The organism is Pelagibacterium sp. (assembly GCF_965249125.1).
In the GTDB taxonomy this organism is placed as follows: domain Bacteria; phylum Pseudomonadota; class Alphaproteobacteria; order Rhizobiales; family Devosiaceae; genus Pelagibacterium.
The window spans coordinates 3,137,665-3,150,967 of record NZ_OZ252217.1; the positions used below are offsets into that span (position 1 = coordinate 3,137,665).

A 13,303-nucleotide genomic window follows, 5' to 3' on the forward strand; every position below is an offset into this window, starting at 1 on the left:
GATTCATCATTGATGCTGGATTGGAGGCCAGCATCCATGATCAAGCCCTATTCCGATGATTTGCGCGAACGTGTTGTTGCTGCAGTTGGCACCGGGGAAAGTTGCCGGTCTGTCGCCGCCCGTTTTGGCGTTGCGGTTTCTTCGGTTGTGAAGTGGTCGCAACGCTCGAGGTCCACGGGGTCGGTCACACCAGATCGAATGGGTGGCCGGCGTCCTGTCATTCTCAATGCGCACAGGCAATTTGTTCTTGAACAGTTTCAGCAGACTCCGCACCTGACCGTGCGGGGTCTGCAAGCGCTTTTGGCCGCACAAGGCGTACAGGTATCCCATGATAGCATATGGCGCTTTATCCGGCGCGAGGGTCTGAGCTTTAAAAAAAAGCCTGTTCGCGCTTGAGCAGGCTCGGGCTGCGGTCGCCCGTCAGCGGCAGCGCTGGAAGTCCTGGCAGGCTTGGCTCGATCCATCGCGGTTGGTGTTCATCGATGAGACGTGGATCAAGACCAATATGGCGCCCCTGCGTGGATGGGGTCCAAAAGGGCGGCGGCTCAAGGGCTATGCGCCGCACGGCCATTGGCGCACCATGACCTTCCTGGCCGGATTGCGCATGGACGGCCTGACGGCGCCCTGCGTGTTCGATGGCCCAATCAACGGGCTCTCGTTCCGCGCCTATGTCGAGCAGGTCCTGATCCCCACGCTCAAGCCGGGTGACATCGTCATTCTCGACAATCTGGGCAGCCACAAAAGCAAGGCCGTGCGGGACGCCATTCGCGCCGCGGGCGCGCGCCTATGGTTCCTGCCGCCCTACTCACCGGACCTCAACCCCATCGAGCAGGTCTTCGCCAAGATCAAGCATTGGATGCGTATAGCGCAACAACGCACGATCGAAGAAACATGGCGCCTGATCGGACACCTCGTCTCAACCATCAAACCCCAGCAATGCAGAAACTACTTCAAGAACGCAGGATATGCTTCAATAAAAACCTGACATGCTCTAGTCAGCACATCCGACCTTTTTTCGGCGGTTAAATACGTATTGGATACTGACAATGCAGACTATGCTCGGGCCTGCAGAGAAGCCATCTTGAATTCGGTTGGAGAGGTGCGTTTCCCAACGCCTTAGCTGGGCCCCTCCCTAATGCGCCGCTTCCCAATTCTCTGCAGCCTTCGCATCCACCTGCAACGGCACTGACAATCTCAGCGCCGGTTCCGCAGCCCCCTCCATCACCCGCTTGATGATCGGAATCGCCTGTTCGGCTTTGTCGGCGGGGGCTTCGAAGATCAGTTCGTCGTGGACCTGCAAGAGCATATCGGCGGGGACTTTTTCTTCGGTCAGGATGCGTTCCATGCGGATCATGGCGCGGCGGATGATGTCGGCCGCCGAGCCCTGTATGGGGGCGTTGATCGAGGCGCGTTCGATGAAGGCGCGTTCGGAGGGGTTTTTGGTGTTGACGTTTTCGAACGGGATTTTCCGGCCGAAAATTGTCGAGACGTAGCCCTGCGCTTTGACGATGCGGCGCTGTTCGGCCATGTAATCCTGAATGCCGGGGAAGCGGGCGAAATAGGTCTTTATATAGTCCCCGGCCTCGGACCGCGCGATGCCGAGCTGGTTGGCGAGGCCGAAGGCCGAAATGCCGTAGATGATGCCGAAATTGATCGCCTTGGCGCGGCGGCGAACCATGGGGTCCATCCCCTCGATGGGGACACCAAACATTTCGGACGCCGTCATGGCGTGAATGTCGAGACCTTCCTCGAAAGCGTCTTTCAGAGCATCGATATCGGCGATGTGGGCGAGGACGCGGAGTTCGATCTGGGAGTAGTCGGCGGAAATCAAAAGATTGCCCGGCGCGGCGATGAACGCCGTGCGGATCTTGCGGCCATCCTCGGTGCGGATGGGGATATTCTGCAGGTTCGGTTCGTTGGACGAAAGGCGTCCGGTGGCGACCGAGGCCTGATTGTAGGAGGTGTGGACGCGTTTGGTGCGCTCATTGATATAGGAGGGCAGCGCGTCGGTGTAGGTCGAGCGCAGCTTGGTGACGCCGCGCCAATCGAGAATGGTCTGAGCCAGCGGCACGCCCTGGGCCGCCAGATCGTCGAGCACGGAGGCGCCGGTGGCCCAGGCGCCGGTCTTGGTCTTGGTGCCGCCTTCGAGTTCCATCTTGCCGAACAGGATATCGCCCAATTGCTTGGGCGAGCCGAGATTGAACTTTTCGCCGGCCAGTTCGTATGCGGTTTCCTCTAACGCGGCGGCGCGCTGGGCGAAATCGCCCGAGAGGCGCGAAAGGATCTGGCGATCGACCGAAACGCCACGCGCTTCCATGCGGGCAAGGACCGGGGTCAAAGGCCGGTCGAGGGTTTCGTAAACCGTGGTGACGCCTTCGGCGACGAGGCGGGGTTTGAGGATATGCCAGAGGCGCAGGGTGATATCGGCGTCTTCGGCGGCGTATTTGGCGGCGGGCTCGATTTCGAGCTTGTCGAAGGTGAGCTGGTTCTTGCCGGTGCCGGCGAGGTCGGTGAATTTTAGGCAGGTGTGATCGAGCCAGCGCAGGGCGAGCGCATCCATGCCGTTGTTGCGGGCGCCATCGAGGGCGTAGCTCATCAGAAGCGTATCGTCGATGGGCGCCATGGTGATGGCATAGCGGGCAAAAATGCCCATGTCGTATTTGACGTTCTGGCCGATTTTCAGGATTGCCGGGTCTTGCAGCACCGGGCGCAGCATGTCGAGCGCCAGGCGCATATCCATCTGGCCCTCGGCGCGGCCGCCGCCGAACATGTCGTCATTGCCGGTGGTGTGGCCCAAGGGTACGTAACACGCCTTGCCGGGGCGGGTGGAGAGGCAAATGCCGACCAGATCGGCGGCCTGGTTGTCGAGCCCGGTGGTTTCGGTATCGACGGCCACATGGCCGGTGGAAACGATATCGGCGATCCAGTTGGCCAGCGCGGTCTCGTCGCTGACGATTTCGTAATCGTCGAGATTGCAGGGGATGGCGCGGATGGTCTCGAGCACTTTTTCGGCGTGGGCATCGGGGCCGCTGGCGCCCGAGGCGGGGGCCGGGCCATCGGACACATCGATCGCGCCGGGGATCGAGGCGCCCTTGGCGGCCAGTTCGGCATCGGGTTCGAAATCGTCGGGATCGATTTCGAGCACGCTGGCGACGCGGCGGGTGATGGAGGTGAACTCCATGGCCTTTAAAAACGGGATCAGCGTTTTGGCTTCCATGGGCTGCACCACGAGGTCGTCGAGGGGCACATCGAGCGGCATGTCGCAATCGAGCTGGACGAGCTTTTTGGAAATGCGGGCCAGATCGGCGTGTTCGATGATCGATTCGCGGCGCTTTTGCTGCTTGATCTCCGAAGCGCGGGCAAGAAGGGTTTCCAGATCACCATATTCGTTGATGAGCAGGGCCGCGGTTTTGACCCCGATGCCGGGAATGCCGGGGACATTGTCGACCGGATCGCCGCACAGGGACTGGACGTCGACGACCTTGTCGGGGGTGACGCCGAATTTTTTCATCACCTCCTCGGGACCCATCCAGCGCATGGGGGGCTGGCCGGGGCGGGCGATGGTATCGAGCATCTGGACGTGATCGTCGTCGATCAGCTGCATCAAATCCTTGTCGGAGGAGACGATGGTGACCTTGCCGCCGCGATCGCGCATCTGGCAGGCATAGGTGGCGATGAGGTCGTCGGCCTCGTAGCCCTCCTGCTCGATTGAGGGCAGGCAGAAGGCGCGGGTGGCGGCGCGGGTGAGCGGGAACTGGGGGATCAGATCCTCGGGCGCCTCGGGGCGGTGGGCCTTGTACTGATCATAGAGCTCGTTGCGGAAGCTGGTGCCGGAATAATCGAAGATCACCGCGAAATGGGTGGGGGCGTCATCGCCCTTGAGATCCTCGGTGAGCTTGAAGATCATGTTGGAAAAGCCCGAGACCGCGCCGACCGGCAGACCGTCGGACTTGCGGGTCAAAGGCGGCAGCGCGTGATAGGCGCGAAAAATGAAGGACGAGCCGTCGACGAGGACGAGATGCATTTGGTGCTCCCCGGGGCGCGAGGGCGCGCCTTTACGATTCTGGTTGGGCGGACTTTCGCGCGATTAGGCAAAAGGGGCAAGCGCCGTGGCGATCAGGGACGGCCGGCGGGGGAGCGCACGCCCATGAGCAGGGCCCAATAGGTGCCATAGGTGTTGTAGGCGGTGGAGGGGCCGCGTTCGATAGCGATGCCGAACTGGACGTAATCGGGGTTGACCATTGTCTTGTTGTGCGAGGGCGATTTGAGCCAGCCGGCGATGGTCGCATCGAGATTGGGCGAGCCGCCGGCGAGGTTTTCGCCAGCGCCACCGCCAAAGCCCATACGGCGCAGGCGGGTGTGCAGGGTCTGTTCGGGGGCGGCGGTGTGTGCCACGACCGAATTTTCGGCCATCAGCCGCGCCTGTTCCTCGGCGACCTTTTGCAGGGTGGCGTTGTGGCTCAGGAGCGGCAGATTGCGCTCGGCGCGCATGGCGTTGAGCTTTTGGGTGGCTTCGGCAATCGAGACCGAGGACACCGGGCTGGCGCGCTCGGTGGTCATGATGACGGCACCGGACGAGCAGGCAGCCAGCACCAAGGCGGCGCCGCCGGATGCGGAAAGGGTGAGGAATCGGCGGCGGGTGATTTCGATCATGGGGGGACTTTAGCGAAACGGGCTCACTTTGGAAGCTGTTAAAGTGGCGCAGATATGACCTGATATCCCCCTTGCGCTTGGCGGCCAATCTCCCTATAACGCGCCGTCTCCGGTTGGCCCCTCGGGTCCGCCGCAGATTTCTATTGAACGAGCCGTCCGGCCAAAAGGCATGCCGTGGCAGCTCATGAAAGCGGACGTTCGGGAGACCGGACATCCAAGAAGACCAAAAAGGACCCGCAAAATGCCCAAGATGAAGACCAAGTCTGGCGCCAAGAAGCGCTTCAAGGTGACCGCCACCGGTAAGGTCATGGCTGGCCCCGCCGGCAAGCGCCACCGCCTTATCAGCCACAACGCCAAGTACATCCGCTCCAATCGCGGTACCTCGACGCTCTCCGAGCCCGATACCAAGATTGTCAAGAAGTACATGCCGTACGACCGGTAACGGCCGCTTTCGTTTTGTCGCGTTGTCGAACCGGAAAACCGGGAAGACCACCTTTCCTGACAACGCTCCGACCTTGCTTTGTCGCGTTGTCGAACCGGAAAACCGGGAAGACCACTTTTCCTGACAACGCTCCGAACCGCCAGATTTGAGGATTAAGATATGTCACGCGTAAAAAGAGGCGTTACCGCCCACGCCCGCCACAAGAAGGTGATCAAGGCCGCCAAAGGCTATTACGGTCGCCGTTCCACCAATTACCGCTCCGCCGTGCAGGCCGTCGAGAAGGCCGGCCAGTACGCCTATCGCGACCGCAAGCAGAAGAAGCGCAATTTCCGCGCCCTGTGGATCCAGCGCATCAACGCCGCCGTGCGCAACCATGGGTTGACCTATGGTCGATTTATCGACGGCCTCAGCAAGGCTGAGGTTGCTGTGGACCGCAAGGTTCTGGCCGATCTGGCAGTGCGCGAACCGGCCGCTTTCGAAGCGCTGGTTGCCAAGGCCAAGGAAGCCCTCGCCTATCTGGGCGACGTTGAAGCGACCACGCACGAGCGCATTTCCGCCTAAAAAGGCGTTATTGGCGCTACCAGCCTTTATTGGGTCGCGTTGTCGAACCGAAAAACCGGTTTCCACTTTTTCTGACAACGCTCCAGCCTGCTGAGGCCGAATCTGAAAGCCTTGCGCGACCCCTTTTGGGGTGGCGCGGGGCTTTTTCGTTTGATACCGCTTCGCCCGCAAAAAGAGTTTCCCATGTTAGAGAACATCATGTCCGACGAGATCGCCGACCTCAGCCAATCGATCCATGCCGCCATCACCGAGGCGCATGACGAAGCCGCGCTCGAGACGGTGCGGGTTTCGACATTGGGCAAGAAGGGGTCGATTTCGGCGCTGCTTGCAACGCTCGGGAAGATGACCCCTGAAGAGCGCAAGGAAAAAGGCCCCGCGATCAACGGGCTTAAGACCGAAATCGGGAACGCCATCGAAACCCGGCGCGAAGCGCTGGCGGCGGCCGCGCTTGAAAAGCGGCTGTCTACCGAAAAACTCGATGTCACGCTGCCCCTGCGCCCCGCCCCGACGACAATGGGACGCATCCATCCGGTGAGCCAGGTAATCGACGAGATCACCGCGATCTTTTCCGACATGGGGTTCGCGATTGCCGAAGGGCCGGACGTCGAGACCGATTACTATAATTTCACGGCGCTCAATTTTCCCGAAGGGCATCCGGCCCGCGAGATGCACGACACGTTCTTTTTCGAGCCCGATGCCAAGGGCAATCGCAAGCTGTTGCGCACTCACACCTCCCCTGTGCAGGTGCGCACCATGGAACAGAGCGAACCGCCGATCCGCATCGTCATTCCCGGCCGCACCTATCGCAACGACTCCGACCAGACCCATACCCCGATGTTTCATCAGGTCGAGGGGCTGGTGATCGACAAGCAGAGCCATATCGGGCAATTGCGCTGGGTGCTCGAAGAGTTCCTCAAGGCGTTTTTCGAGGTCGAGAGCGTTACGACACGGTTCCGCCCGAGCTTTTTCCCCTTCACCGAGCCATCCATGGAAGTGGACGTTCAATGCGACCGCTCGGGCAATGAGGTCAAGATCGGGCAAGGCAATGACTGGCTGGAAATCCTGGGCTGCGGCATGGTGCATCCCAACGTGATCCGGGCCGGCGGGCTGGATCCTGACGTCTATCAGGGCTTTGCCTGGGGGATGGGGATCGACCGGCTGGCCATGCTCAAATACGGCATGGCGGACCTGCGTGCGTTCTTTGACGCAGACAAGCGCTGGCTGGACCACTACGGCTTCCGCCCGCTCGATCTGCCGACGCTATTCGGGGGGCTGAGTAGTTAAGCATTACTGGAGATACGGGCAATGGAAATTCTAGCGGTGATTGTATTGGCCATAGTGCTGATAGCCGGATGGGCGATAATGGCTACCAGGGAAACGTCGTCCTTGAATGCCGATCCGGTTCAGCAAGTTTTGGCCGAGTACCTGGCGTCTGCGGCGATTAGCGAAGATGATGCTGTGAGACGCGGCTTGATCCGGAACGTTGAAGACGTCCTCTTTGAACGAAATTATAGATCGGGACAGGTTTCGACTCGGTTAGCGCATGCCTGCTCAATGATTAAGCTAAGTGGAAACGTAGTCGTCTATGAGCGAGCTAAGCGAATTGCTGACTTAGTTGTGCGGGCATGGCCAAATAGAGCTTCGAGAGGGTCTTAGGCGTTCTTGGCATGAGAAAAATTCAGATATTATGGGCCGCATAACATGAAATTCACGCTTTCCTGGCTCAAGGAACACCTGCAGACCACGGCCACCACCGCCGAAATCATCGACACGCTGACCATGATCGGGCTCGAGGTCGAGGAGGTGAGCGATACCGGCGCGGCGCTCAAAAGCTTTGTGACAGCGCATGTGGTGAGCGCCGAGCAGCACCCCAATGCCGACAAGCTGCGGGTGTGCAAGGTGGATGCGGGCACCGGCGAATTGATCGATGTTGTGTGCGGCGCTCCCAACGCGCGCACCGGGATGAAATCGGTCTTTGCGTTTGCCGGCACCTATATTCCCGGCAAGGACATCACGATTGGCAAGGGCAATATCCGGGGACAGGTGTCGAACGGCATGCTGTGCTCGAACGCAGAACTCGAGCTGTCCGACGATCATGACGGGATCATCGAGCTGCCCGAGGATGCGCCAATTGGCGTGCCCTACCCCGATTATGCGGGGATAGACGAGGTGGCAATCGATGTCGCCATCACGCCCAACCGCGGCGATGCCACGGGGGTTTACGGCATAGCGCGCGACCTGGCGGCAGCGGGCTTGGGGACGCTCAAGCAGACGGATTTTTCGCCAGTCGCCTCCATGGGCGCCAGCCCTATTCCACCGCTGCCGCATCAATTTACGCAGGGCGAACCCAAGGCGATCCGCAAATTTGCCGGCCGCTACATTACCGGCATCCGGAACGGCCCCTCCCCCGATTGGCTGCAGCAGCGCCTGCGGGCGGTCGGGCTTCGTCCGATCAATACCATCGTCGACATCACCAACCTGGTCTCGCTGGGCTGGGGGCGGCCGCTCCATGCCTATGATGCGGCCAAGGTCGAGGGCAAGATGGTGCTGCGCAATGCGCGCGGCGAAGCGTTCGATGCGCTCGACAACAAGATATACACGCTCGACGAAACCATGACGGTCATCGCCGACGACAAAGGTCCGCTCTGTCTCGGCGGGATCATGGGCGGCATCCGGTCGGGGGTTACCGATGAGACGGTGGACGTCTTCATGGAATGCGCGAGTTGGGACCCCGAACTGATCGCCCAGTCGGGCCGCAAGACGGGGATTATTTCGGACGCCCGCTACCGGCTGGAGCGCTCGGTCGATCCGGCGCTGACCGAGCCGGGCATGGAGCTGGCGACGCGCCTGGTCCTGGAGCTGTGCGGCGGCGCGCCGATGGAGCCGGTCATTTCCGGCGAGGATGTTTTTCCCGATACAGTCGTGGACTTCCCGCTCACCGAAGTGAAGCGTCTCACCGGGCTCGAGGTTTCGGCCGATCGCATCGGGGATATTCTCGACCGGCTGGGCTTTGCCATGAAAGGCGATGGTCCGGTTCGTGAAGTGAAGGTTCCCTCGTGGCGGCCGGACGTGACCATGAAGGCTGACCTCGTCGAAGAGGTGATGCGGATGGTCGGGGTCGACAACGTTCCGGTCGAACCTCTGCCGCGGCTTTCGGGCGTGGCGCCCAAGATGCTGACCCCGATCCAGAACCGCCGCCGCATGGCGCGGCGGGCGCTGGCGGCGCGCGGCATGGACGAAGCCATGACCTGGTCGTTCATTTCCACCGACCTTGCGCAAGCCTTCGGCGGCGGCAAGCCCGAATTGCGGCTGGCCAATGCCATTGCCTCGGACATGACCGACATGCGGCCCTCGCTGTTGCCGGGCCTGCTTTCGGGCGCTGCGCGCAATGGAAATCGCGGGTTCGACGATGTGGCGCTGTTCGAGGTGGGCCAGGTGTTCCTTTCCGACGCGCCGGAGGGGCAGCGCAATTATGCGACCGGCATCCGCACGGGCACGGCAGGGCTTTGTGGAGCGGGTCGGCACTGGCAGGGCAAGGCCGACGCGGTCGGGGTTTACGACGCCAAGGCCGACCTGGGCGCCGTGCTGGATGGGTTGGGTGTCGATATCGACAAGGTGCAGGTGGTGGCCGAACCGGCACAATGGAGCCATCCGGGCCGGGGCGGCCGCATCCAGCTTGGCCCCAAAGTGATCCTTGGCTGGTTCGGGGAACTGCATCCGGCCATGGTGGAAAAATTCGACCTTAGTGGCCCGGTGGCCGCATTCGAGGTCGATCTCGATGCGCTGCCCGAACCACGGAAAAAGGCCACGAAGGCCAAGGCGGCGCTGGCGCTATCGGCGTTGCAGCCGGTGCGGCGTGATTTCGCCTTTGTCGTGGGTACAAATGTCGAGGCCGCCAATATCCTGCGCGCCGCGAGGGGAGCCGAAAAGGCGCTTGTCACGGACGTGACGATATTCGACGTTTTCTCGGGCGCTCATATGGGCGAAGGCAACAAATCGGTGGCTATCGAAGTTACCTTGCAACCTAAGGACAAAACGCTGACAGACGAGGAGATCGAGATCGTGTCCGGAAAGATCGTGGCTGCGGTGGAAAAGGCGACGGGGGGCGTGTTGCGTGGGTGAGGCGGCCCTGAAAGGGTCGAATATCGTTTCGGTAGAGACCAGCGCGGTTTTTTTGCCGGCTGAAAGCAAGGTGCGGCGCTTGCCAAGGGCACCGCATCGAAAACGGCCCGAGAGTTTTGCCGCGCAATTTGAAGACCGAGCACTTTACTACGATTGCTTTTGGCAGGGGGACGGAAAGGTGCTCTTGGTTGGCCCCCCGGCGCTTAACCTTTTGGAATTGCACCGGAAGGCGGACTATGTCGCGCTCGAGAGCGGCGAGCGTCTGGGAGCCCAGTTGAACATTTCGCGTTCGGTGATGACAACCGCACTGAGCGGCGTACCCAAAGGCACAATGTCCATAAGCATCCGGTTTGGCGACCACCGCTTGGAAGTCCCAGTGCAGGCGCAAACCTCTGCGCCCTTCGCGAGGCGCAACGTTCTTTTCACGATGAACAAAGACAACCCGGTCGAGTGGATTTCGAACTGGGCTGATTGGCACGTCGTCATGCACGGGGCGGATGCAGTCGTCGTATTCGACAATGGATCGACTCGCTATAAGCCACACGAACTCGCCGCCCAGCTTTCCCGGATCCCCGGTTTGGCCCGGGTCGCCGTCATCTCTTGGCCGTTTCGCTACGGCCCGGTCGATAGCAAGGTTTTTTCGCACCCCTATTGGGCAAATTTCCTCCAGGTGGCCAGCTTTACTGTGATGTTGAGGCGCCTGGGAGCAGAAGCTCGCGGCTTGCTCAATTGCGATATTGACGAACTTGTCGGCCCCGGCAATGACGGAGGCGTTTTCGAAACGCTCGCTAACAGCGGGACCGGTTTTGTCAAACTCAGGGGGCGCTGGATCGAGGGCGCAAGCGATAGCAAGGGCGCCGGGCATTTCTCCTACCGCTACCGGCATCGAAATCCGTTGCGAACTGTGTGCGCTAATAAATGGGCAATTGATCCCCAGAGAGAATGGATCAGTTCATTGGATATCTTTCCGATGATGCACCGCATCTACGGCATGCACAAAACACTTGAAAGGCGCTCACCGCGCCTACCGTTTTGGCATTTTAGAGGTGTAAATACCAACTGGAAAGAAACGCGTCGGCTATCGCAAGACCACGTCAAACATTATCACGTTGCCGATGCCGATTGGGAGGCAGCGATCGCTACCTACCAGGGCTTGTCGAACAAGGAACCGAGCGAGCTATGACCAGTACAACAGCCTTGCAGCCCCAGGGCCAAACCCTCCGGCGGCGAACCACCGAAATCGTGTGGTGGGCAATTGTCGCGCAATTGTTCGTGTTGGCTAGTGTCTTGGGCTCTCTGGCATCGCTCATCGTCCTAATTCTGGCGCTGCTCTTGTCCCTGCTCATCGACAAGCCTTCCTGGCTGGAGGGTTCCAGGCAGCCTTTGGGGTACATCTTTGTAACTGCGTTCCTGGTCATGGCTGCGAGCTTTGTGGCAACGGCGCGAGAGCCTTATGACGCCATAAATACCTTCAACTTCATACCGATGCTGCTCGCCGTGGCTATTTACGCCATGGCGCGCGAGAAAGGCGGCGAGCGTCTGTTGCGTATTATCGCCACCCTTTGCCTTGTCGGTGCCGTTGCGGCGATGGTGATCGGAGCATTTGAGGTATTTCTTCTCGACAAGCACCGTGCCGGCGCAATGTTTAATAATGAGATTGTCTATGGGCGTACGGGCCTTCTTCTCGGATTTCTTGCCCTAATTGGTTTTCTGCTGGGCGGAAAGCATCGGCTTTGGTTCTTGATCGGTCCAATCGCGGGGGCCTGTGTTCTCGTTTTGAGTGGAACACGCGGAGGCATGGTGGCTCTCCCCATCATCCTGTTGATCGCGCTGACGGCAGTTTTTGTGGCAACTGGGCGCTCTAGGCGCGTGGCGATTTTCGGCCTTGGCGGCCTGGTCGTCGTCTCCATGCTTGTCGTCAGCCTGCAGGCGATGACAAACGGCCGGCTTGACGTTCTGTTCGATGTGGTGTCGGCAATACTGACGGGAGAAGGCACGGTCGACAACTCCACAGCCTACAGGCTCGAGATGTATGCCGCCGGGATTGCTGCATTTCTTGAGCGACCGCTGTGGGGCTACGGTTGGGCCAACCTCACCGCGGCAGCCGCCGAACATATGGCTCCAGACCGTTTCCGGGTCGTATTAGGAAATCAGAACCATCTGCACAATGACCTGCTGAATTTCGCGGTCGCGGCCGGGCTGCCCGGCATAGCCTGTTTTCTTGCCTTTCTGGGCGCGCCGCTCGTTCAGCTTGTTCGACAATACCGGAAGTCAACAAATGGGCTGATCATGGCCTATGCCGTGACCCTGATCGTTGCGACATACGCCATAACCGGGCTATTCGACATGACATTGGGCTATGATATTTCGACAACCTTTTACGCTTTCGCCCTTGCCATCATCCTAGGAGCGACAGCGCGAACAGAGCCGCCGAGTGCATTGTGAACGCACACCATCCCGTAAAAATCCTCGCGATCTATAAATTCGTCGACCAGCCGGACTTTCAATCCCTCAAGGCGCCGCTGGCGGAATTCTGCTGTGCGCGGGGGATCAAGGGGACGGTGCTTTTGGCGCCCGAGGGGATCAACGGGACGGTGGCGGGGGCGCCTGGGGCGATCGATGAACTGGTAGCATGGCTGAGTGACGGCAACATTTTCGGGGGGCGGTTTGGGGGGGCCGAGATCAAGTATTCGTTTGCCGACAGCCAGCCCTTCTATCGCATGAAAGTCAGGCTCAAGCCCGAGATCGTGACGCTCCGGGCGCCTGAGGCCAATCCGGGGCGGCAGGTGGGCACCTATGTCGACCCCAAGGACTGGAACGATCTGATCGATCGAGACGACGTGGTGGTCATCGATACGCGCAATGATTACGAGGTGGCGCTGGGCACATTCCGGAACGCAAGGGACCCGCATACGGCGAGTTTTACAGCGTTCAAGGATTACGTTTCGGAAACGCTCGACCCGCAAAAGCACAAGAAGGTCGCCATGTTCTGCACCGGCGGGATACGGTGCGAGAAGGCATCGTCCTATATGCTGGCGCAAGGGTTCGAACAGGTGTTTCACCTCAAGGGCGGCATCCTCAATTATCTCGAACACGTGCCGCAAGACAAAAGTCTTTGGGATGGGGAGTGCTTCGTTTTCGATGAGCGCGTTTCGGTGCGCCATGGGCTCGAAATCGGCGATGCGCAATTGTGCCGGGCCTGCCGGCAACCTTTGACGCCAGCCGACCGGGAGCGCGAGGAATTCGTCGATGGGGTGCAATGCCACCATTGCGCCGGTGAGGAGAATGCGTCCAAGCGTGCCGCTGCGGCCGAGCGGCAAAGGCAGATCGAGTTGGCCGCGGCGCGCGGAGAGGCCCATATCGGCGAAGACGTGAGGAAAGCCGCAGAGGAGCGACGGCTGGCCAACAAGGCGCGGCGCGAGGCGGATCGGAAGCGGAACGCAAGGTAAGCGGGGAGGCATGGCCCCCTCACCCGTCGCTTCGCGCCGACCCCCGATCGCGCCGGGGGCAGGTTCTCTCCCCCAA

The 13,303-nt window shown here is 60.4% G+C and carries 10 protein-coding genes; 8 read left to right on the forward strand and 2 right to left on the reverse strand.

Annotated elements, in window-relative coordinates:
* Nucleotides 1-36 precede the first annotated feature (36 nt).
* Nucleotides 37-985, forward strand: a protein-coding gene (locus ACP148_RS15200) for an IS630 family transposase (protein ID WP_421951019.1) whose coding sequence is annotated in 2 segments (ribosomal slippage) — nt 37-372 and nt 374-985 — 948 coding nt in all. Because the reading frame shifts where the segments join, the coding sequence is not laid out codon by codon here.
* 147 nt (nt 986-1,132) lie between these two features.
* Here the strand turns inward: ACP148_RS15200 and polA are convergent.
* Both polA and ACP148_RS15210 read right to left on the reverse strand, forming a co-directional pair.
* Nucleotides 1,133-4,024, reverse strand: a complete 2,892-nt coding sequence (gene polA / locus ACP148_RS15205; protein ID WP_421952054.1) for a DNA polymerase I — start codon at nt 4,022-4,024, stop codon at nt 1,133-1,135.
* A 92-nt stretch (nt 4,025-4,116) separates the two neighbouring features.
* Nucleotides 4,117-4,653, reverse strand: a complete 537-nt coding sequence (locus tag ACP148_RS15210; protein ID WP_421952055.1) for a CAP domain-containing protein — start codon at nt 4,651-4,653, stop codon at nt 4,117-4,119.
* A 241-nt stretch (nt 4,654-4,894) separates the two neighbouring features.
* On the opposite strand from ACP148_RS15210, the gene rpmI reads away from it, so the two are divergent.
* From rpmI to ACP148_RS15245, 7 genes are all read left to right on the forward strand, one after another.
* Entirely contained in the window at nt 4,895-5,095 is a 201-nt protein-coding gene (gene rpmI, locus ACP148_RS15215) for a 50S ribosomal protein L35 (RefSeq protein WP_014132843.1), read from the forward strand.
* A gap of 159 nt (nt 5,096-5,254) precedes the next feature.
* Nucleotides 5,255-5,656, forward strand: a complete 402-nt coding sequence (gene rplT, locus ACP148_RS15220) for a 50S ribosomal protein L20 (RefSeq protein ID WP_421952056.1) — start codon at nt 5,255-5,257, stop codon at nt 5,654-5,656.
* A 198-nt stretch (nt 5,657-5,854) separates the two neighbouring features.
* Nucleotides 5,855-6,940 (forward strand): phenylalanine--tRNA ligase subunit alpha, encoded by a 1,086-nt coding sequence (gene pheS, locus ACP148_RS15225; protein WP_421952193.1) that lies wholly within the window; start codon nt 5,855-5,857, stop codon nt 6,938-6,940.
* A gap of 417 nt (nt 6,941-7,357) precedes the next feature.
* A complete protein-coding gene (gene pheT / locus ACP148_RS15230) occupies nt 7,358-9,778 on the forward strand; it encodes a phenylalanine--tRNA ligase subunit beta (RefSeq protein ID WP_425033558.1) in 2,421 nt (806 codons plus the stop codon).
* Nucleotides 9,771-10,961, forward strand: coding sequence for a hypothetical protein (locus ACP148_RS15235; RefSeq protein WP_421952057.1), 1,191 nt, complete (start codon nt 9,771-9,773; stop codon nt 10,959-10,961). The genes pheT and ACP148_RS15235 overlap by 8 nt, the downstream gene beginning before the upstream one ends.
* Before the next feature lie 149 nt (nt 10,962-11,110).
* On the forward strand, nt 11,111-12,223 hold the full coding sequence (locus tag ACP148_RS15240) for an O-antigen ligase family protein (RefSeq protein ID WP_425033559.1): 1,113 nt from the start codon (nt 11,111-11,113) through the stop codon (nt 12,221-12,223).
* The gene (locus ACP148_RS15245) at nt 12,220-13,227 is read left to right on the forward strand and encodes a rhodanese-related sulfurtransferase (RefSeq protein ID WP_421952059.1); all 1,008 of its coding nucleotides are present in this window, start codon (nt 12,220-12,222) and stop codon (nt 13,225-13,227) included. The genes ACP148_RS15240 and ACP148_RS15245 overlap by 4 nt, the downstream gene beginning before the upstream one ends.
* The last annotated feature ends 76 nt before the right edge of the window (nt 13,228-13,303 follow it).